Below are 22,175 nucleotides of genomic sequence, written 5' to 3'. Positions count from 1 at the left end.
AACCCTTTGTGCTACAGCCGAGCAATGAGGATTGATCGATTGCTCCGGAAGCGCTAGAGAGCCGAAAAGCACAGGACCGACCGTCTTCATGGCCATCTCCGATCTTATTCTTCAGCTCCAGCATGCCAAGGGGCCAAACTATGACCTCGATGTCTCCATCGGGATCGTCATGGGCTACAAGCGCAAGGTCGAAATGCGAGGCCCAGACGAGAGCAAGGACCGAAAAGTCGTTTGGCTGTATCCCAAAAAGGGCGACGAGGTTTCTCTGCCACGGTTTACCGAAAACCTCGAGGATGCCTACTTTCTGACGAGAAGCATCCTGCCGGGATGCGTTGGCGGCGTCAGCTGGGACGAGGAAGGCGGCACGGCCAAGCTCGATAACGGCGCCTACTTCACGGCCGCCACGCCAGCCCTGGCGCTGTGCATTGCCGCTCTCAGCGGCGCCTTTGCGGAAGATGACGACGCCCCGGAGACTTTGCCCAACTCCCTGCCCCCTTCATAATACTGCGTCCAAAAGCCGACCACCCACGACACCACATGATCTGCTCCTCCTCGGCACACTTGACATTCGCCTCAGATTGGAACATAAAGTGAACAAACGAGGGATCAGCATGGCTTCGACCGAGAAATACATCGTCCTTCCTTTCCGCAAGACGGCGCGTGGCGGCCTCGTCGCCGGCGAGATGCGCCAGGCATCCAACCCTGCCAGCGCGGAGAAAATCGCCATCGCCATGGCATCCCGATTTCCGGGTGTTGCGGCCTATGCCGTGAGGATCGATGAAGAATCGGGAGACATGCTGGAGCCACGTCTTTTGATAAAATTCGGTGAGATCGCCGATCTTGCCGCCTGATGGAGATCATCATGAGCAGGACAGAGGAAATTATAGAGCGCGTTCGCGCGACGGTCGCACAATCGAAGGCATTGCGCCAACGGGCGTTGATCTACCGTGCCAATGCACGGCAACTGACGGAACCCGCAACCGACAGGAACGGCCAGTTTCACTTCGTCTTCTCGATGGAAAACGACGAAACCATTCGCCACTGACAAGCCAGCGGTATCGAAAGATCGCAGACCAAGGCGCTGTGAACTCGACCGAAGGTGGCTTATGGCTGATCTCTGGCGTCGTTGCGATGCTTGCCCGATGCGAAAGCATCGCCCTGCGCATCGCGCCTAGCCAGAGATCAGCCATAAGCCATCCTATAGGTCCCTATCATCGAGATTTGGTATAACTTGCTAAAGGCGGCGGCTTCGCCGCGATTTGGTCAAAATCCCCCTTCGTATTGCTGACTGTGAATAGCCGTTCTGGACGACTGGCCTTTGCGGGGGAGCGTGTCCGGAAAGGCGTGCATATCAGTATGCGAGGAGGCGCCCCATGGGCCAGTGGCGTAATGAACCGATGCATCCCGAGCATGTTGATCTTTGTCAGAGGGTTTTCAATGCCGCTTGCCTTGCCAGGAGCATTGACACCGAAAGCGATGCGCGCGATCCCGTGGCAGCCTTTGTTCTCACCCTTTACCGCCACGGGGTATGGGAGGAACATGAGCTCCTAACGCGCGTTCTCAGGGGATTGGACGAGGATTCCTGAAACGCGTCACGATTGGTCAAATCCCCGACCCTGTGCATTGCGTTCTCTTTTTCATCGCGATGGCGGCGCATTGTATGCTCTTGCGCGACCTTCCCAGGAAGGACAATCAAGAGCGCCCTTCGCGCCAAAAGCGTCGCCGTTCCCGCTCGATCGTGGCCTGTCGGCTTAAACCGGTGACATCGACGTGACTATGGAGAGAATTTCGTTCACTCTGCCGCTGGCACGGGACAGATTTAAGAACCGCAGGATGAGAATGATTGCTATATAATTTCACCGTTCAACTTCTTCGCCGGTGCGGGCTCATGACATCGGCAAGGATCACCAATCGGCCAGCCAAGGCCAGGCCGAGCACGCTCCGGCAGGAACAGATGCAAGAAAATCGCTACGAAATTCAACAGGAGCGGGATGGCTCCTGGACGGTCCTGGATACGTTGACCGGCTTGCCGGCTGCATCAGACGGCCGTGACCTGACGAAGCTCGATCAGAACGATGCTCGCGACATCGCCGATGTCCTGAACGAGGATGCGCTCTGCCATCGCGACAGCCCGCTGGTTTGAAGCCGGCTCGACCTGAAAGAATTGCATGAGGGTTCCGTTGGCCAAGATATCGTTGATGTCGACACGCTCAGAGGCTGCGCACTTTTGCGCGCCATGCTTAGGGAGCATCATATCCCGAGCCAGCGGCCGAATGGCTTGATCCGTGATTTCGCCGCATTATCTATGCTGAAACCAGTCAAGGAGATCGTGATGAAAACAATGATTCTTTCAGCAGCGGTCTGTATCGGCATATCCATGGCGCTGACATCGTGCTCGACCTCCGCGGAGCCGCTCGAGCCGATCCCCGGCAGCATCACCTATGGTGGACAACCCTCCACGAAACTGACAAAATCGCCCGTTGGCAGCACCATCAAGCATCGCTTTCCCTATCGAACAGGCACGGCGGAAGAGACCTATGTCATCCAGCCGGATCGTTCGCTGAAGCTTATTCGTCGCGATATTCTTCCGGATATCAGCTTCAGCCGGAACTGAAAAAGGAAACGGCCGCGCAAGGCGGCCGTTTCCTTCATGATCCAAGGCAGGTCGATCAGTTCGTAAAATCGTCTACCACATTGGATACCTGTGACGCCACACCGACAGGGCGCGCTACGATGTTGAGGAACTTGATAAGATCGACGGACGGGTGGCGGGATACATAAACGACATCCCGGCTCTTGATCGGAAATGTCTGACCGACCATGAGGCTGTCGGGATGGGACATGTCGAGCCGGTAGACGATCGGATAGCGGCCGACACTGTCGGGTTGCATACCCTTGTTCAACATCGCGTTGAAACGCTCGGTTCCGAGCAGGCTCCTCACGACGTCAGCCTCTTCATAGCGGAATACGAAATAGCCCTTTGCATCCACGACGGCATCCGTGCCGCCACCTGCGAGCGCTACGGCCTCCAGCACATTCAGGTCATTTGCGCCGAATTCTATGCGCCTGTTGATCTTGGCTGCACCAAGCACCGTGAAGGTCCGCGGATCCTGCGTCACATAAATCTGGTCACCCGGACGCACGAAGATATTTTCAGATGGATTTTCGATGATCGTCTTCAGCAGCGCGGTTCCGGTCTTCTTTCCCCGAACCAGCGTCACATAGCTTTCGTAAGGCTGGGCTACCGGACCGCCTGCCTTGGCGATGACCTCGTTGATCGTTTCCGGAACAAGATTGAGTGGAACGAGAGAAGAGTGCCCGACGGCACCCGAAACCGTGACGTTGCGCGATGCCGTGCCCATGCTGGTCACGATGACATCCGGCTCGACAGCTTTCTTGACGAGAGCATCCAGAATGGTCTGGCGCGCCTGCTCGAGCGTCTTGCCCCCGAACTGCACCTGCCCCACATAAGGAATGGAGGCGGCGCCATTCGGCTGGACCACGAGATCGAGGTTCGTCTGCTTCGAATCAGCCGTGGAGAAGAGGCCATCACTGCCGGCCTCGAAAATCGTCACTTTCAGCAAGTCGCCGATGCCGATCACCACCTGGCCGACGCCACCGCCGATACCAAAGCGCCGGCTCAGCGCCGTCGCAACATAGTTGGAAACCAGACGTGCCGAACGCGCATCGACATCGACAACGTCATAGGCAACCGTATTCTCCCGGCCTATCTCCTGCGACGACCGTCCGGCATCCTTAACAATCTCAGAAGAAAGCGGGCCTTCGCCCGGAACTGCCTGACAGCCCGTAAGAACGGCGCAGATCAGGATGGCATTCAAACGGTTCAATTAAACCACTCCGAAATCGGCCTTGAGCGCATTTTCAAACGCGCGCCAGGACCGCTGCATTTCAACCGGACTTCCGATCGCACTCTGCAAAGCACAATCATTGTCCCACAACAAGCCATTTGAGCGACGCTGCACGCAAATATTGGTGGGTGCGCCTTTCCTGCCATACTCCCCCGCAACCGTTACGTCCTGTCTCCATTTTTGTATTGGACGCATGTGCAACATGTGTATTTTCGCACGAAAAAGGTTGAAAGCTGGTGAACATTGATTAGAGGTTCATAAATGTAGCTGATGACGACATATCCACAACCCGTATAGATGGTGGAATGGCAGGCATGAAGTTCCGATTGCATTTTGCGAATCCAGGTGCGATCAGCAGGACAACCCACAGCAGTTCAGAGCGTTCGATTGAATATGACAGTTGAAATTATTGGGCGCGCTTGCGTCGCCCCGGGTGCCGATTCTCCGCAGGCTCTTTTCCGGCTTCTGCGCCAGGGGAAGTGCACGGTCAGCAGCATTCCCTTCGACCGGTGGGATCTCGCACGCTTCTGGCACCCATCTCAAGGCATTCCCGGCAAGACCTATACGTTTGCCGCAGGCGTGATGGACAGCATCTACAATTTCGATCCGGCCGCCTTTGGCATGTCGCAGCGCGAGGCCATGCATATGGACCCGCAGCAGCGCGTGCTTCTTCAATTGGCCTGGCGGGCGCTGGAAGACGCCAATATCTCCATTCCTTCTCTTCATGGCGAAAATGTCGGCGTCTATATCGGCGCCTCCAGCCTCGACCATGCCAACCTGACGGTTCAGGACCCGGCCGCTGCCGGCCCCTATTTCATGACCGGCAATACATTGTCGATCGTGTCCAACCGCATCTCGCACATCTTCGGCCTGAGCGGCCCAAGCATGACGATCGATACGGCCTGCTCTTCATCGCTCGTCGCTCTCGACCAGGCAATGCGGGCACTGGACACCGGCGAGATCGATACCGCCATCGTCGGCGGCGTCAATATCCTTGCTCATCCGCTCGCGTTCGTCGGCTTTGCCCAGGCCCGCATGCTGTCTCCGGAAGGCCTCTGCCGCGCCTACGACAATAATGGCGTCGGCTATGTGCGCGCTGAAGGTGGCGTGGTGTTTGTCCTGCGGCGTTCCGATCGCGCCCGCCAGGAGAAGGATCGCAGCTACGCGAAGATCATTGCGACCGGCGTGAATTCTGCCGGGCGCACGAACGGTATTTCCCTGCCTTCCCGGGAATCCCAGGCGAACTTGCTGCGGGCAATCTATGAAGGCAACAATATCGATTCCAACCAGGTTGCCTTCGTTGAAGGTCATGGCACCGGCACGAAGGTCGGCGATCCCGCGGAAGTCTGGTCGATCGGCACCGTGATCGGCGCCAACCGTCGCGCACCGGTTCCGATCGGTTCAATCAAATCGAACATCGGCCACACCGAGCCGGCATCCGGTCTCTTCGGCATGCTCAAGGCCGTCATGGCCCTGGAAAACAACTATCTTCCAGCTTCTCTGCATTTCGACACACCAAACGACAATATCGATTTTGACGGCCTGAATGTCCGTGTCACGGCGAACCCGATCGAACTGCTGCGCGGAAAGCGTGCCCGTCTCGCCGGGATCAATTCCTTCGGCTTCGGCGGCGCCAATGCGCACGTGGTTATTTCCGATCCCGATCCGGTCCAGGAAGAGCGCCAGCGTAACAATGCGACCGGCCATGTCTTCATGGCGAGCGCCCATACCGCAAGCAGCCTGAACGAACTGCTGAAATCCTACAAAGCCAGATTCGGCAAGACCTCCCGCGAGGAAGTGCGCTCCATCATTGCCGCCTCCGGCGCAAACCGCACCCTGATGCGCCATCGTTTCACCGCCCGCAGCGACAATCCTGAAGATATTGTTCGCGCGATCGCCAACCACCTCGACAAGCCGGCTTCGGATATCGGCGAAATAGGCGAAGCGGTAACCAAGGACGCCAAGGTCGCCTTCGTCTTTTCCGGCAACGGCTCGCAATGGGCGGGCATGGGAGTCGAGGCATTCCGTGAAAACCTGCATTTCCGCCAGTGCTTCACGTCCGTCAGCGCCCTCTTCAAGTTCCACGCTGATATCTCCCTGATCGATCTCCTCAACGATCCCGAACTCGACCGGAAATTGGCAGATACAAAAGTCGCCCAGCCACTGCTGTTTGCGGTCCAGGCAGCCCTTTCGGATTCGCTCGTTGCCATGGGCATCAAGCCGACGGCGGTTTTCGGGCACTCTGTCGGCGAAATTGCCGCCGCCTATGCGGCAGGCGCCCTGTCGCTGGTAGATGCTGTTTCCATCGTTGCAAAGCGCTCGCTGCACCAGGATCTGCTTGCCGGCCAGGGCACGATGGCAGCCGTCATGCTGGGCGAGGACGCGGCTACTGCCTTCGCCACAGCGCATGGCTTCGACAATATCTGCGTTGCCGCTATCAACGCCCATAACTCCGTCACGATATCCGGCCCGGCAAACGAGGTTTCGGCCTATCGCGATGCGGCCCGCAAGGCGAAGATTCCCGCCCAGGTTCTCGACATCAACTACCCCTTCCATCATCCGATCATCGATCAGGCGAAAAGGGCGTTTCTGTCAGATATCCCGGATATCGCGCCACGCCGCTCCGAGCTTGCCTATATCTCAACTGTGACCGGCGAGCGGCTGGACGGTACGCAGCTCGATCCCGATTACTGGTGGAAGAACGTGCGCGAGCCGGTTCGCTTCCAGGCGGCAACCGAGGCCGCAATCGCGCTCGGCTGCACCCTGTTTGTCGAAATCTCGCCACGGGCAATCCTTGCTTCCTACCTGAAGGAAACCGTCAAGCAGGCCGCGGTTCCCGGTACCGTCGTATCGACATTGTCGCGCGACACCGGCGAAAAAGGCCAGGATCCGGTCTCGCGCGCCATGGCGCGGGCGATTGCTCATGGCGCCGCCTTCGAAGCCGGCCGTCTGTTCGGTCAGCGCAATGCCCATATCCGCCTGCCGGAACTGCCATTTGAAGCGACGGGACTTCGCCCCGCATCGACGAGCGACAAGATCGATCTCTTCGGGCTTGGGACGAATACATACAGCTTGAGCGGCTGGCGGTCCGACCTCAATGGCGGTAGCTGGAAAAACCACATCGACGCCCACCTCTTCCCGGATCTCGCCGAGCACGTCGTCGACGGCAAGGCCATCATGCCGGGGAGCGGCTTCATCGAGATCGCCGTTTCCGCCGCCCAGCAGTATTATGGCACCACCGAAGTCGACATTACCAACCTCGAAATCGTGCGACCCCTGGAGTTGTCCGACAGCCGGATGATGGAACTGTCGACGATCGTTTCTCCGGAAACCGGCGATATCGAAATCCGCTCGCGCGAACGCCTGACCGAAGACGATTGGGCCATTCACGCAGTCGCCCGCAGTCGCAAGCCTATCGCGCATAAAGAAACCACCGCCGCGGCAACGTTGGCCGGCCTGCAGGCCACGGCAACGGTGCTCCCGGCCCGCGCCTATGAGACCGCCCGGCAGTTCGGCCTCGACTATGGCCCGAATTTCCAGCTGATGACGAAGGCGGTTACCTATGGTGATCGTTTCATCGACGTCGAGCTGAAGGCACCGGCAGCTGCCGGCCATCCCTTCGTCACCTACAGCCTGAACCCGATCTCCGTCGATGCGACCTTCCACGGTCTGGTCGCGCTTTTCGACAGACTTTCCGGCGATATCGGCGGCGCGCCCTATATTCCAGTGCGTTTCGGCTCCGTAAGGGTTCTGAATTCGGGTGAGACGATCCATCGTGCCATCGTCGAAATCGAGCGCGTCAGCGCCAATTCGATCAAGGCGAAATTCCGCTTTTACGGCAAGAACGGCGGCCTCATCGCCGCTTTCGACGATTGCCGCTTCCGGCGTACCTATCTGCGTCAGCACAAGACGCTGGACATGCTTTCCTTCCACTACGAGGCCGTTCCCTCGGAAGCCCGGACGCAGGCGAAAGCGACAGCCCTCCAGCTGCCGCTGCTCGTTCCCGCCACCGACACTGGCATCGACAACACGACCCTTCTGCTCACTGCCGCGATCTACCGGGCTTGCCACGAGATCGCGCTGAAGCTCGCCAAGGGCAAGAACAAGGTCGATACACGGTCTCTGCCCGGTGATTTCGCCTTCCGGTGCTTCCTCGCAAACTGTCTCTACATTCTCGAAGACGCCGGTCTTGGGGAGCAAAAGGCGGGCAACTGGGTCATCCAGCCTGACTTCGCACTGCCGCCGGTGGCCGATATCCTCAAGGAAGTCTACGGCGAACGTTCCGAGCGTGTTGTCGAGGCTGTTCTCATCAACGACACCTATGTGGAAGCGCTCGAGCGTATCGACAACCTGCAGGAAGCAGACAAGACGGGTGTCGAGAGAGACGAAGCGCATACGCCGACCTTCATCAGCGAAGCGACGCTTGACCATCAGGCGGTCCATTCTCCGGTGACCCGATTGAGAACGGAGATCGTGCTTGCCGCGGTTGAAAAGGCTCTGACATCGGCGACAGCCGGCCAGGGATTGCGGATCGTGGAGGCGGGAACCGTCTCATCCGCGTTCTCCCGAAACCTTGCAAACCTTGCAGCACGCCATCAAGCCGCGCTGCTGATTGCCGAGCCTCGCGACAATGCGCAACGCAATCTTGAAATCGCCTTTGAAGAAGACGCTCATGTGCGGGTGTTGAAAAAGGACGAACTGGGAACGATCCCTGCGTTCGACCTTCTGGTCAGCGCTTCCGGCTCGATCTTCACGCTGATCGATGAAGACACCGCATTGCGCGGCGCCATCCGCGCCGGATTGCGGCCCGGTGGCGTCGTCGTCGCGGCGACCAATGCGCCGACCGTGTTCAGCGATTTTGCCTTCGGCTTGACGGAAAACTGGTTTGCCCGCAGCCAGGCGATCGAATTCCCGGTCGGACGACTGGCGACCACGACGCAGTGGCAGAAATGCCTCGATGATCTCGGCCTGCGCAACGTTTCCATCAATGATCGCGAGACGGCCTATGGCAACATCATTGCCGTGGAAGCGGAAAGCGGAGCTTCCAGCCCTGCGGCAAACGATGTCTCCGCCGCGATAGCGGAGACCATGCTTGTCCTGCATGATTCGTCTTTCAAGCTGATGCGCAAAACGATCGGTGAGATCGATGCCGTTCCGATCGCGCTCAAGGGCGACCTCGAGGCAGACAAGAGCGCGCTTCTGCAGGCATTCGCTTCCCTCAGCGGCAAACCTCTCCGCGCAATTTACGTTGCGCCGGAACGCTCTGTGGATGCTCTTGCTGATTCGGAAGTTCTGCAAAGCGCGGTCCTTCAGTTGAGCGCATTTGCAGAAGCCGTCCGCGCATTCCATTCAAATGCAGAACCGGCCACTCACCCTCGTCTGGCGCTTGTCCTGCCGGGGGGCGCGCCTGTGACGGCCGCGACGAAGGAAACCTCTACGGCCGCCGTCAATAGCGGTCTGTGGACTTTCGCGCGCGTTCTGCAGAACGAATACGACAATCTTGATATCCATTGCCTGGATTTCGCCGACGTGAATACCAGCGATACAGCAAGCCATATCGCTGCTGCGCGCTCTGCGCTTCAGCGTGCCGGTGCAAACCGGGAATGGCTGGTAAACGACAAGACCGGCGTGTTGAGCGAGATCCGGGCCGTGCCCGGCCCGGCGGGCAAGGCGCTTCGTCGAACACGGGACTTCAATGCGGCCACGATCCGTCAACAGGTCAGCTCACAGGTTGGCAGCATCGCCTGGGAAGAAACCGTCATACCGACGGCGGGTCCGGGTGAAGTTGTCGTCAAGGTTGCGGCGACCGGCCTGAACTTCCGGGACGTGATGTGGGCCATGGGTCTCCTGCCCGAGGAGGCGCTGGAAGACGGCTTTGCGGGTGCAACGATCGGCATGGAGCTTTCCGGCCACGTCGTTGCCGTCGGCACGGGTGTCAACGACCTTTCCGCGGGCGATGCCATCATGGCCATTGCGCCGGCTGCGTTCTCCACCCACGCCGTGGTTTCGCGCTCCGGCGTTGCCAGGCTGCCGGCGACGGTCAGCCCCGTTGCCGCTGCGACCGTGCCCGTCGCTTTCCTCACGGCCTATTATGCGCTGATGGAACTTGGCCGTATACGAGCGGGCGAAACCGTGCTGATCCACGGGGCGGCCGGCGGTGTCGGCCTTGCCGCCCTGCAGATTGCCAAGCTTGCCGGCGCCAAGGTTATCGCCACGGCCGGTACGCGGGAAAAGCGCCGCTTCGTCACGATGCTCGGCGCCGATCATGTCTTTGATTCCCGCACGCTCGGCTTCGTCGAGGACGTTCGCAATGTAACTGATGGCGAAGGCGTCGATCTGGTGCTTAATTCGCTGTTCTCCGAAGCGATGGAACAGAGCCTCGGGCTGGTGAAGCCCTTCGGCCGCTTCCTCGAGCTTGGAAAGCGCGACTACTACGCCGACAGCAAGATCGGGCTTCGCCCCTTCCGCCGCAACATCAGCTACTTCGGCATCGATGCCGACCAGTTGCTGGTCAACGCACCGGATCTGACGAAGCGTATCTTCACCGAGATCGGCACCCTGTTCGAAGAAGGCAAGCTTGTGCCGCTGCCTTACCGGGCATTCAATTTCGACGAGATCGGCAATGCCTTCCGTCTGATGCAGAATGCCGGCCATATCGGCAAGATCGTCGTCGTTCCGCCGGTTGCCGGCCGCGATGAAATCAAGCGCACGGCCGGAAGTCGCCTCACAATCGAAGACGAGGGTGTACATCTGGTCGTCGGCGGCATCGGCGGCTTCGGCCTTGCCGCGGCCAATTGGCTGGTGGAAAAGGGCGCACGCAATATCGCGCTCAGCACCCGTCGCGGTCTTGCCGATCAGGAAACGCTGGAAGCAATCGGGCGCTGGGAGAAAAAGGGCGTTTCGACCACGGTGCATGCCTGCGACGTGACGGATGAGATCGCAGCAGCGGACCTGTTGGCACAGTTGCGCACGATCGGCCCGATGAAGAGCGTGATCCACGCCGCGATGGTTCTGGACGACGCACTGATCAGCAATCTCGACCGCGCCCGCAACAAGCCCGTCATCGACGTCAAGGCCAAGGGCGCGGCCGTGCTCGATCGCCTGACGCGCACCGATGCGCTCGACCGCTTCATCATGTTCTCGTCGGCAACGACGCTGGTCGGCAACCCGGGCCAGGGCAACTATGTCGCGGCCAACGGCTATCTTGAAGGCCTGGCGCGCGCGCGCCGCAAGGCGGGCCTTCCCGCGCTGGCAATCGGCTTCGGCGCGATCGCCGATGCCGGCTATCTGGCCAAGAACACCGATGTCAACGATCTGCTTTCCAAGCGTATCGGCAAGACGGCGCTGAAGGCGCAGGTTGCTCTCGCCCAGGTGGAGGCGTATATTCGCTCGGACCCCGGCACAGTGGATGCGGCGGTCTCGATGATCTCCGAACTGGATTGGGCAGCCGCACGTAATCTGCCGGTCGTTCGCAATGCGCTCTTCGACGTCATCCTGCGCAGTGCCGACCAGAATACCCAGGGCGGTGACGGCAGGTCGCTCGATCTCGTCGCGATGATCGAGGGCAAGTCTTCGCAGGAAGCCGAAGACATTCTCTACGATCTGGTTGCCAACGAGATTGCCGCAATCCTGCGGGTGTCGAAGGACACGATCTCGCGCAACAAGATCCTCAAGGAAATCGGCCTCGATAGCCTTATGGCGGTGGAGCTTGGCATCAGCTTCCAGCAAAATACCGGCTTCGATATGCCGCTGAGCGGCGTGGCTGACAACACCACGGTCGGCGACGTGGCGCGCAAACTCTATGAAAAGGTCAGCAAACGCGACCAGGGTGGCGGAGACGATGGCGATCCGGGCGAAAACAAGATCGTCCACGAACTCGCCCAACGCCATGCTGGTACCGATGCGGAAAAGGCAGCGAGCCAATGAACAAGAACGACGATCGCGAGATGGGGCCGAAGATGGCCAGCAGCGTCAAGCAGAACCTGCTTGACCGCATGCGCAACACGCACCAGTCGTCCGAGCGCAATCGCATGGCGCGGACCGAGCGGGAAGTCGCTCCACCCGTCCGTCGCAAGCAGACGCGCTTCGAGGACCTGCCGGAATATAAGCAGGTCCTTACCCAGAAGATCGCCGGCGAACAGCTCGGGATCGCCAATCCGTTCTACCGCGCCCACCAGACCGCTGCCGGTGCAACGACCGTCATCGACGGACGCAAGCTAATCAATTTCGCGTCCTACGATTATCTGGGGCTCAACAAACACCCGCATGTGCTCTCCCATGCCCGTGATGCAATCAATACTTTCGGTATTTCGGCTTCCGCCAGCCGGCTGGTTGCTGGCGAACGGCCTGCCCATGCGGAGCTTGAAGAGCGCATTGCCGCCTTCTACGGCGTCGAAGCCTCTGTATGCTTCGTCAGCGGTTACCTGACCAATGTCGCTGCGATCAGCTGCCTGATGGGACCCAAGGACCTCGTCGTCCATGACGAGTTCATCCACAACAGCGCTCTTGCCGGTATCAAGCTTTCCGGCGCCACCCGCCGGCTGTTCAAGCATAACGATGCCAATGACCTGGAACAGGTGCTGCGCACGGTTTCCGGCGATTACCGCCATATCCTGGTGATTGTCGAAGGCGTCTATTCCATGGACGGTGACGTTGCCAACCTGCCGGCGATCATGAAACTCAAGTCGGAATACGGTTTCTGGCTGATGGTCGACGAGGCCCACTCCCTCGGCATTCTTGGCAAGCGCGGACGCGGTACGTTCGAACATTTCGGCATAGACCCCACGCAGGTCGATATCTGGATGGGCACGCTCTCAAAAACGACGTCGAGCTGCGGCGGCTATATCGCCGGTAGCGCAGCACTCGCCGCCGTGCTCAAGGCTTCTGCCGGGGGCTTCGTCTACAGCGTCGGCCTTGCGCCTGCTCTTGCTTCCTCAGCCATCGCCAGTCTCGATATCCTGGAGCAGGAGCCGGAGCGGTCCGCGGCGCTCAAGCGCAATGGTGCCCTTTTCCTGAAGCTGGCCCAGGAGGCCGGCCTCGACATCGGACTGAGTGGCGGCTTCTCGGTGGTGCCTGTCCTTATCGGGGATTCATTGCGGGCGGTGCAGCTTTCCAACGACCTGCTGGCGGCCGGCATCAATGCCCTGCCGATCATCCATCCGGCCGTGCCGGAGGGACTTGCCCGCCTGAGGTTCTTCATTACCAGCGAGCATACAGAAGAACAGATCCGCCATACGGTGACATTGACGGCTGAAAAACTGAAGGATCTGACCGAGCGCAATTTCGGCCTCGCCTCCGTCGATATCCAGCAGATGATGGCGATGCTTGCAGCACGTTGAGGCCATCGTTTCTCTGATCCCATCCACTCCATCGCCTTACTTGCGCGCGAACCAAAAGCGCGCCAGAAAGACACTCGGTCTTCATTCTTTCGGACGGCATTCATGGCGCATGTGATCGTCACCGGCGGCTCCAGCGGCATCGGGCTTGCCGTTGCTCGCATTTTCGTCGCGCGTGGAGACAGGGTGTCTTTACTTGCCCGCACACCCGCTCTTCTGCAATCTGCCCGTGACGGTTTGCTGGCAGTTCACCCGAATGCACAAGTCTGCGTCGAGAGTGTTGATGTCAGCCGGGAAACGGCCGTGGTGGATGCCGTGGATCGCTGCGAGGCCCGGTTCGGCGCATGCGATATCCTGGTTGCTTCTGCAGGTATCGTGCAGCCCGGCCTGTTCGAAGCGATCTCGGCAGAAGCGTTTAACCGGCAGATCGAGACCAACCTGACCGGCAGCGTCAATGCCGCGCGCGCGGTCTACGCCGCCATGAAAACGCGCCGCTCCGGCCGCATCATGCTCGTCTCCTCGGGAGCCGGCCTTATCGGCATTTACGGCTATAGCGCCTACAGCGCCTCGAAATTTGCGTTGCACGGATTTGCTGAGGCATTGCGGTCCGAAGCGCAGCCCCATGGCGTGAAAATTTCCGTCTGCTTTCCGCCGGATACAGAGACACCGCAATTCGCCAGGGAACTAGACGAACGCCCGCTTGAAGCCGCCGTCGTGATGGGCCGCGTTGCCCCGTGGTCTGCGGACGTTGTCGCCAGCCGGATCGTGCGCGCCATCGATCGGGGAATCTTCGAGGTCTTCTTCGGCCCGACCCTGTACGGCCTTGGCCGTTTCGGTTCTCTCATCAAACCGCTGCTCAACTGGTGGCTCGATCGTGCCATTGGCCGGATTACCCGGCGCTAAGCCGGGAGTGATCGGTCGAAATGCCAATCTTGGCTTGTATCTGACGTCGATTGCTTTAAATCTCGGCTGAGCACAACAGCGAGCCATGCTCGCCGCCGCCGAACTGCTTCGAGGACACCGCTTGCTGACGACATCGCTGCATCTGCATGATCATCCGTTAGCGCTGACTGTCTTTTGCTATCTCTTCTCCAGCGCCATCGTTTTCGCGACGGACAAATACGCCCTGCCGGCGCGGCAGCGGCGCAAGCACACCCCTTCCCGCAGCCGCGGGCAAATTGCCCTGGATCTGATCGCAAGGCTGCCGATCATTGCCCTGGTCTTTGCGGGCTTCTTCTCGATCTCCTGGCGTCCGCTTTATGCTTCAGCCGGTACGATCAGTTTCTTCGTCATTTTCACCGGCATTTCGCGCGCCAAGTTTCAGTTCATCCGCGAGCCGCTGGTTTTCTCCGATATCGCGCTCGTTGCCGATGTTTTCAAATACAAGTCGATCTTCTACGCCAATTCACTGAACATCGTGTTCTGGCTCGTCTCGCTCCTCTACGTGTTCGGCGCCTCCGCGCTCTACATGTATTTCGAGCCCCATATTCTCCCCGCCGGCAATCGCCTGTGGTGGATCACCGTCATGATCCTCGTGGCCGACCTGCCCTGGGTGCTACTGTTCTACGGACCGGTCAACAGACCGATCGCCAGCGCCGTACAACACCTTGTCGGCAAGCCGAATGCCAAAGTCAGCACACTTCGCTTCGGCACCTTCGTATCGGTCATCTTCCATTTCATCATCTGGCTCGGCCGCCAGCGGGAAAAAATCGTCGCGGAATTGTCGGAGCGCTTCCTGTCCGTCGTACAGGACCTGATCGGCCATGATGACGAAAACAAAGCCCCTCTTATCATCGTGTGGCAGTCGGAATCCTTCCTGGACATGCGTCATTGCGGCGTTGAGAGCCTCGATTTGCCCACAATCGATCGCTTGCGAAAGCGGGCTTTGCAATGGGGACGTCTGGCAACCGTGTTTGAGGGTGGTTACACCCTGCGCACGGAATTCGCAGTTTTGAGCGGCCTGGTGCCCGACGACCTGCACGTCGATGCCAGCTACCCCTACCTGCGCGCCAGCCATTACACCGAAATCGTTTGGCCCACCAAGCTGAAGAAGGCTGGATGGAACACCCACTTCATCCACCCCTACGACCGGACCTTCTTTCTGCGCCACAAGGCCATGCCGCAGCTTGGCTTCGAAAAAATGACGATGCTCGACGGATTTGACCACAATCCAACGCGCGACGGGCCTTATGTCTCGGATGCAACGCTTGGGCAAAAGGTAATGGAGGCCGTCACCGAGCAGCCTGACAGCGATGGCAGCTTCATCTTCGTGGCCTCGATGGCCAATCACGGCCCGTGGGAACCCGGGCGCGTCGAAGGGCTGACAAACCCGGTGGACATCTACCTCGATATCCTGCAGCAATCCGATCGAGCACTCGGAGAGTTCGTCGCCGAACTCGATACGCTCGACCGCCCGGTATGGCTGGTTTTCTACGGTGACCACGCACCGTTGCTGAAATCCTTCGCGGATCCTTTTCCCGATCCCCGCACAGATTATTTGATCGTACCCTTGGCAAAAGCGCGAACCGGCGAGGAAACGCCGGTGGCTGAGTGCGAGGAAGAGCCGTGGAATCTTCTGAAGGCGCTGTTGCGACATGCCGGCCTCTGAAGCACATTCCGACATCGCACGGGTTTTCCTGTTCCTTCAGGGGCCTTCCTCATCGCTCTTCACGAAGATCGCCGACCAGTTGGAGCTCCGCGGCCATCGCTGCCTGCGCGTCAATCTCAATGTCGGCGATCAGATTTTCTGGCGACGGAGGAATGCCCATGCCTATCGCGGTAAAGGTGGCGAGCACTGGCGGCAATATCTGGACAGGTTCATGCACACCCAGGGTGTCACCGACCTTGTTCTCCTCGGGGAAGAGCGACCTTACCACAGGATTGCGGTTGCTCTCGCGGGGGATCACGACATAGACGTCACTGTCATCGAGATGGGTTACCTGCGCCCCGACTGGCTGACAATCGAGCGAAATGGCATGTCTTCGAACTCCCACTTCCCGATAGCACCCGACTACATCGTCGAAGCTGCAAAGACGTTGCCTGAGCCGGATTGGAAAAGACGCTACCGCCAGACCTTCATGGCAGAAGCGGCCTATGATCTTCTCTACAATCTGCCCAACGTCTTCCTCTCGTTTCTCTACCCGCACTACCATCGACATGCACTCTTTCATCCGCTCGCCGAATATGCCGGCTGGCTCATGCGTCTTGCCGGCGGAAAGCGCCGACAGAAGGCGGCCGAGGCGGCAATTCACGCGCTGAAGGCGGAGGATACGCCGTTCTTCGTCTATCCGCTCCAGCTCCAGACCGACTATCAGCTGCGTGCTCACTCCTCCTACAATGACCAGCGCGAAGCGATCGATGATGTGCTGCGATCCTTCGCTGGCCATGCCCCCGCAAATGCGCGACTTGCCGTCAAGATCCACCCTCTCGACAACGGCTTGATCAACTGGCAACGTTTCATCGTGCAGCGGAGCGCCAAGCTGGGCCTTCTACAAAGGATCGTTTTTCTGGATGGCGGCAATCTGGACGAAATGCTGCTTTCCTGCCGCGGCGTGGTCACGGTCAACTCGACGGTCGGGCTGAACGCTTTGCAGAAGGGCGTTCCGGTCAAAGTCCTCGGCAGCGCGATCTTCAACATGGCAGGCCTCACAGACCAGAGATCCCTCGATGAATTCTGGGAGGCACCTCGACCCCCGGAAGAGCTATTGCGAACGGCTTTTTTCCGGCTGGTCGCTGCGACCATCCAGGTCCGCGGGAATTTTTATTCGAAACGCGGAACCGATGCGGGCGCTGCTGCAATTGCCGAAAGGCTTGATGCCCGCACAATCAACGAACCCGGCGCATTCGTCAAAATCAGGCCGCGTCTACGGCCCGTCAAACGGCAACAAGGGTAGGCTGTCAGTCTTCGGGAGGTAGCCGCCAGGCATCCAAGGCTTCGCGGGTGTAGCGTGACCGGCGTTGACGGTTCCATGTCACGCCACGCCGGATGATCTTTGCAGGCGTTCCCGCGATCACAATATTGCTTTCCGAAAATGCCTTGTTGACGAAAGATTTCGCTCCCACGACGCTATCGTCTGCGATGACGGAGCCCTTGCTGATAACCGCGCCGACACCAATCCACACGTGATCACCGATGACGACAGACGCTGGCAGGTTAAGCCGGGTCTTCTTTTTGTTGTCGATCAACGCATGGGCGTCGCTCGTGCGAATTTCGATATCGCGCGAAAACATGCAGGATCGACCGATCGTCACGTCCTTGTTTTCAAGGCACAGTAGATAGACTGACACGAATGTCGTCTCATCCCCGATCGTGACGGTCTGATTGTTTCCTTTGACCATGATTTCGCCGACAAGTGCGCAATTCCTGCCCACAACAACGCGATTGTACTTGCCCTTGACGGTGATATGGCCCTTGAAAGAGGATGATTTGTCGATCTCGATCACATTTCCCCGCCCGCGAATACGTACCGTCGCCATCATTCTGCCAAGAGCATGAACCCGGTTTTCGGCGCCTGAATCCAAAACAATAGCTAAGGGGCGCAAAAAACGCAGGCGTGGCAAGGATCTTAGACGGAACAGGAATCGTGAAAGGAAATTCATTCTCAAGCTCATGAATGCCGGGCGGCAGCGGTGTATCAACTGCGACTGTTATCGACGTCCAAACCACCACCGCGACCGAAATATCCTTTAGACAAGCTTCGAGCCGTCGGGCAAGCGCAGCGTACAAAACATCAGTCCTGGGGAGTCGCTCACGCGGACTGAAGCCCCTCGCCGGACACCATTTTCTCTACAGGAAGACCACAATCTTGCCGCGTCAGTTACGATCGCGAATATTGTAGTAGCCCATGACAAAAATGGCCCAGGCAAAAAGCAGGCCGAGCGTGACGATGAAGGAATTCAGGAACCGGCTCGGATACTGGGCGAGTTCCGAGAGAGTCGGTTCAATGAAGACGGCGAGATAACGCTGCTTGCTGCTCGCATCGAGGCGCGCTTTTTCCAGGCCGGCCAGCGATGCACCATAAGCCCGTTCTGCAAACTCTCGTTCCGTTTCAAGAGATTCGTATTGCTGGATGCGACCGGCGACATCAGAGGAGGACGCTCCACTGCTCGTCGGTTCACCACTCCCGAGACGCTGACGTTCGGTGCTCAGCTGTTTCTCGAGGCTATCAATCCGGGCCTTGAGAACGCGCATGCGTGGGGTGTCGTCGCTCATCTGGCTCTTTGCAGTGGCAAGATCGGAGTTGAGCTTTACCAGTTCCGCCTCAAGGCCACCGATTATCTGAAGAGCGAGTTTTGCACCTTCGACGGGATCGACTTCCTGCGACACATCGCGATATTCACGCAAGGCCGCGCGGGCCTGAGCCAGCCGCGTTTCAGCCACTTGCATCTCTTCCCTCGACGCCTTGAGAACGCCTTCACGGGCAGAAGAGGAAAGATTGTTTACCAGCTCATCGCTCTTCTCGATGATGAACGCTGCGACCGCCTGGGCCTCGACTGGATCAAAAGCCCTGACCTCCAGCTCCATGATGCCCGATGCATGATCGAAATTCACCCGAACCATATTGCGCCAATAGGCAAGCCTGTCCTCGACGGCTTCATTCGATCCCAGCCCATAGAAGTAATCGAGGCCACGGACTGCAAAGATGCTGTCCAGATTGAACTTCTCTTCAACCTGCCGCAGCATCTTATCACTGCGGATGTAATCGATGAGAATGTAGCTATCGGAACCCGTATTACCCGTCGATGCCTGCGCGAAAAGGCCCATGAGATCGCCGCCACCGACAGCGTCGATGCTTCGTACAGAAAAGGACGCCGTGCTGTGATATTGATCGGCAGCGATAAAGATCATGTAAAATGTCGATAGCGAGGCAGGGACAACCACACCGGCGACGAAGCTGCCCATGATCACGGCATGCCGCAGCCTGAACTTGCTCGCCTTTTTGAACCAGCTCTTCGACTTTGCAGGCGCCTCAGTCGCGGGCCGCAGCTTGTTCCGCCCTCGATTGAGGGGCGTCACCACCCGCTCCTCGGGACTCAGAAGCCCTTCCAGCAAGTTTACGCTCTTTGGCTTGGCACTTTCCGGTTCCTTGGCAGTCTCGTTCTTCGCGGTGCCCCGGTCCATGTTCTTGATGACTGCCATTTAAGACACCTTCATATTCGTATTATGCGCTTTTACCGCGTCTTCAACATCGTCATAGTAGGTTAATTTCCCATTTTCGAGCACGACTCCGCAATCACAATATTCGCGAATGGTCGACGTGCTGTGGGACACCATAATAACGTCCGAGTCCTGAAGGCGGGTTTGGAAAACGTCGTTGCACTTTTTCTTGAAGTTCATGTCCCCGACCGCTGTGATCTCGTCCACGAGATAGTAGTCGAAATTGACACCCATGCTCAAGCCGAATGCAAGTCGCGCCTTCATACCTGAGGAGTAAGTGCCGACCGGCGCCTTGAAGAAAGGGCCGAGCTCTGCAAAATCCTCGACATATTCGATCAGCTGCCGCGTATCCACGCCGTAGATGCGGGCAACGAAGCGAACATTCTGTTCGCCCGTCATCGACGACTGGAAACTGCCCTGGAACCCGAGAGGCCACGAAACCTTTCCGCGCCGTATGATCCTGCCGCTATCAAGACGGATTGTGCCGGCGATGAGACGCAGCAATGTCGACTTTCCGGCGCCGTTACGACCCAGAAGTCCGACGCTCCGTCCTCGTTGCAAAACGAGTGACGTGCCATCCAGAATGGGCTTCTTGATGCCTTTGGCACGCGCAAATTTCGTCGCCTGTTCGAGCCTGATCATTCATTTCTCAGCAAGGTGGAGGAAAAAGTGAACAAAAGCATGCCCAAGAACAATGTCAAAAATGCGAAGTTATAGAGATAACCGGGATCGAGGCCAGCTGCACGATAGCCGTCGTAAAAACCGGTCCTAAACATCATTGTAACATGAATCAGTGGATTTAACAGCACGATGTCCCGGTAGGGCAGCGGGATCGCATCTGGCAGGAAGAACACGCCGGAGACCAGGAACATTGGCCGGTTGAAGATGGCAAAAATCTGCTCGTAAAGCGGATATTTCAGAAACATGACATTATTGATCAGGCCAACACCCAAGTCTAGAACAGCCGCAACCGTCGCAGCCTGGAGGATCGGCGGCCAATGCAAGTTCGGCGACACGCGAATCCAGCCAATAATCACTCCGAGCACGATGCAGGCAACAAGCGATGTTGTCATAAACTGCAGCAGGAAGCGCGCCGATATAGTGTCGAAAGGCGCCACATTCGGATAACTGAGCAAGGTGCGGTTAGATTTTACCGCGCCGTTAATGTATCCCACCATTGCCTGATAGAACTGAAAACCGAGATATCCGGTCGCAAAAAAGAGGGGAAAGCTTGTTCCGAGCGCTGGCGCCCGGGCAATCGCCTGAAAAAGCACCGTCATCAGAACAATATGGGCGGCAGGGTCGAGCAAGGCCCAGACATAGCCCCCCGGCTTGCTGCCGAACCGGGCTTCCATCTCTCGAATGAGCAGCGCTCCAACCACGCGAAGATGTGTCACGAACGCATTCAAAACTCACTCATCCCTTGACCCGGATCCTCTTCTGCCACCCGACATGGTTTAGCAAGCGTGGAATAGTTTGCGCCTTCAACCGCCGAAGGGATAGAGGACGCGACCAATCTTGCGAAACTTCTCTTCAGACAATTCGCGAAAAAACTCTATCGGGTTTTGCCGGAAAACTTCCGCATCGCGCTCATGTCCGATTTTGGCGATAATCGGCGCGATCAAGGGTGTCAACAGGTGCCGCCACCCCAGAAGTCCATAGGGCCCCCAGGGCCGCCATGCGGGCCTACGGACCCGCACCTCCGCGATCGCAGAACGTGGCGCTGACAGACGTTGCCGGATTGACTGCACGGTTGCTTCAAAGGAAGTTTCGGCGCCGGTCGCTGCATCGAAGTAGCGCGGATAAAGCAGGTATGCACCAGCAAAGAGCGCCTCAGCACTCAACGGCCGCCCGCGCCTTGCATTCCGCTGCCGGTCGTCGGTCAGCCCCCATCCCGCATAGAAAGGTGAACCACAGACGGTCACTTTCAAGCCTCGCAGAATTGCCTCGAAGCCGGCGAGCGAGGTAATCGTGTAGACATGGTCGATGCTTTCAAATGCCTTTGCCATCGGCAAGGGTGCATCAATGATCGTACACAGATGCGCGACGTCGGCGGGCTTGGACTGTGCGAGGCGGATGCCGTTCAGAATATCCGGATGAGGTTTGTAGATGATCTGCGCACCCGGATTTTCCTGACAGGCAAGGCGAACGAGATCATTATTGGTGAACGGGCGGTCGCATCCGTAGAGGATGGATGCATCATCCTCTACCTGGCCAATCACCAGGATACGTTTTCCCTTCTTCTCCCCATAAAGGCTCGCAACATCGGACAGCGTGTCGCTGTTGTACTTGCTGACACCCGTCTCCAGCAGGAACCGTATTCCGTCCCTCGCGCCCGCCAGCAGTTGCTTGTCCAGCTCAAAATCATAGGACAGCAACAGTCTTTCGAGATCAGTCGGGTAGCGAGCATCGAAATAGGGCGCGCCACTGTCGAGCGTGAGCGACAATGGTGGAGTCCGGCTCGCGCTCGGCTCGGCGGACCGCACAAAGCCGTCTTCCACAAAATAGAGCGGGATAGCGTTTTCCCTGGCGAATGCCAGCAATCCATCCGGCGCGCGCTGGCTCCAGACAAATATCTCCGGCTTCCCCTGAGCCAGGATCAACGGGCACCATTTACTGCGGAAAGCTTTGCCAGACACGTACATCGGCACGAAGGAAAACTGTCGGTTGGGAAAGTAACGCTCGAAAACAGGCCGTTTCCAACTGTGGAAATGAAAGGCAAATGTCGGCGTTCGCCGCTCATCGCCGACTACCGACGCGTGCGGAGCTGAAGAACTCCCATGGCGATCGCCGCTGCTTTCGATGGCTTGCAAG

The 22,175-nt window shown here is 58.4% G+C and carries 16 protein-coding genes; 10 read left to right on the top strand and 6 right to left on the bottom strand.

Annotated features, from left to right (window positions below):
- The first annotated feature begins 88 nt into the window (after positions 1–88).
- From QO002_RS05330 to QO002_RS05310, 5 genes are all read left to right on the top strand, one after another.
- Positions 89–502: a hypothetical protein gene (locus QO002_RS05330; protein WP_307227423.1), complete on the top strand. Its 414-nt coding sequence runs from the start codon at positions 89–91 to the stop codon at positions 500–502.
- A 109-nt stretch (positions 503–611) separates the two neighbouring features.
- Positions 612–851 carry a hypothetical protein gene (locus tag QO002_RS05325; protein ID WP_307227421.1) on the top strand — a complete coding sequence of 80 codons (240 nt, stop codon included), beginning with the start codon at positions 612–614 and terminating at the stop codon, positions 849–851.
- Positions 852–862: 11 nt separating this feature from the next.
- Positions 863–1,045, top strand: a complete 183-nt coding sequence (locus QO002_RS05320) for a hypothetical protein (RefSeq protein ID WP_307227419.1) — start codon at positions 863–865, stop codon at positions 1,043–1,045.
- 843 nt (positions 1,046–1,888) lie between these two features.
- Entirely contained in the window at positions 1,889–2,143 is a 255-nt protein-coding gene (locus QO002_RS05315; protein ID WP_307227416.1) for a hypothetical protein, read from the top strand.
- A gap of 189 nt (positions 2,144–2,332) precedes the next feature.
- The gene (locus tag QO002_RS05310; protein ID WP_307227413.1) at positions 2,333–2,614 is read left to right on the top strand and encodes a hypothetical protein; all 282 of its coding nucleotides are present in this window, start codon (positions 2,333–2,335) and stop codon (positions 2,612–2,614) included.
- A gap of 55 nt (positions 2,615–2,669) precedes the next feature.
- Here the strand turns inward: QO002_RS05310 and QO002_RS05305 are convergent, their stop codons facing one another.
- Complete coding sequence (locus QO002_RS05305; protein WP_307227411.1) at positions 2,670–3,848, bottom strand: polysaccharide biosynthesis/export family protein; 1,179 nt, start codon at positions 3,846–3,848, stop codon at positions 2,670–2,672.
- Between the two features lie 414 nt (positions 3,849–4,262).
- Between QO002_RS05305 and QO002_RS05300 the strand changes: the two genes are divergently transcribed.
- The 5 genes from QO002_RS05300 to QO002_RS05280 all read left to right on the top strand — a co-directional run bounded on the left by QO002_RS05300 (position 4,263) and on the right by QO002_RS05280 (position 17,097).
- Positions 4,263–11,795, top strand: a complete 7,533-nt coding sequence (locus tag QO002_RS05300; RefSeq protein WP_307227409.1) for an SDR family NAD(P)-dependent oxidoreductase — start codon at positions 4,263–4,265, stop codon at positions 11,793–11,795.
- The gene (locus QO002_RS05295) at positions 11,792–13,207 is read left to right on the top strand and encodes an aminotransferase class I/II-fold pyridoxal phosphate-dependent enzyme (RefSeq protein WP_307227407.1); all 1,416 of its coding nucleotides are present in this window, start codon (positions 11,792–11,794) and stop codon (positions 13,205–13,207) included. The genes QO002_RS05300 and QO002_RS05295 overlap by 4 nt, the downstream gene beginning before the upstream one ends.
- A 102-nt stretch (positions 13,208–13,309) precedes the next feature.
- Entirely contained in the window at positions 13,310–14,107 is a 798-nt protein-coding gene (locus QO002_RS05290) for an SDR family oxidoreductase (protein WP_307227405.1), read from the top strand.
- An 85-nt stretch (positions 14,108–14,192) separates the two neighbouring features.
- Positions 14,193–15,812 carry an LTA synthase family protein gene (locus QO002_RS05285; RefSeq protein WP_307227403.1) on the top strand — a complete coding sequence of 540 codons (1,620 nt, stop codon included), beginning with the start codon at positions 14,193–14,195 and terminating at the stop codon, positions 15,810–15,812.
- On the top strand, positions 15,799–17,097 hold the full coding sequence (locus tag QO002_RS05280) for a capsule polysaccharide biogenesis protein (RefSeq protein ID WP_307227401.1): 1,299 nt from the start codon (positions 15,799–15,801) through the stop codon (positions 17,095–17,097). The genes QO002_RS05285 and QO002_RS05280 overlap by 14 nt, the downstream gene beginning before the upstream one ends.
- 4 nt (positions 17,098–17,101) lie before the next feature.
- On the opposite strand, the gene QO002_RS05275 is transcribed toward QO002_RS05280, so the two are convergent.
- The 5 genes from QO002_RS05275 to QO002_RS05255 form a co-directional block, all read right to left on the bottom strand.
- Entirely contained in the window at positions 17,102–17,647 is a 546-nt protein-coding gene (locus tag QO002_RS05275; protein WP_307227399.1) for an acyltransferase, read from the bottom strand.
- A gap of 370 nt (positions 17,648–18,017) precedes the next feature.
- On the bottom strand, positions 18,018–19,343 hold the full coding sequence (locus QO002_RS05270; protein WP_370878454.1) for a KpsE/RkpR family capsule polysaccharide export protein: 1,326 nt from the start codon (positions 19,341–19,343) through the stop codon (positions 18,018–18,020).
- Entirely contained in the window at positions 19,344–20,003 is a 660-nt protein-coding gene (locus QO002_RS05265; protein ID WP_307227397.1) for an ABC transporter ATP-binding protein, read from the bottom strand.
- Positions 20,000–20,770 (bottom strand): ABC transporter permease, encoded by a 771-nt coding sequence (locus QO002_RS05260; protein WP_307227395.1) that lies wholly within the window; start codon positions 20,768–20,770, stop codon positions 20,000–20,002. The genes QO002_RS05265 and QO002_RS05260 overlap by 4 nt, the downstream gene beginning before the upstream one ends.
- Before the next feature lie 75 nt (positions 20,771–20,845).
- Positions 20,846–22,174, bottom strand: coding sequence for a capsular polysaccharide export protein, LipB/KpsS family (locus QO002_RS05255; RefSeq protein WP_307227393.1), 1,329 nt, complete (start codon positions 22,172–22,174; stop codon positions 20,846–20,848).
- Between the last annotated feature and the right edge of the window lies 1 nt (position 22,175).

The organism is Pararhizobium capsulatum DSM 1112, assembly GCF_030814475.1.
In the GTDB taxonomy this organism is placed as follows: Bacteria; Pseudomonadota; Alphaproteobacteria; order Rhizobiales; family Rhizobiaceae; genus Pararhizobium; species Pararhizobium capsulatum.
This window is presented reverse-complemented; position numbering and strand designations above follow the sequence as displayed.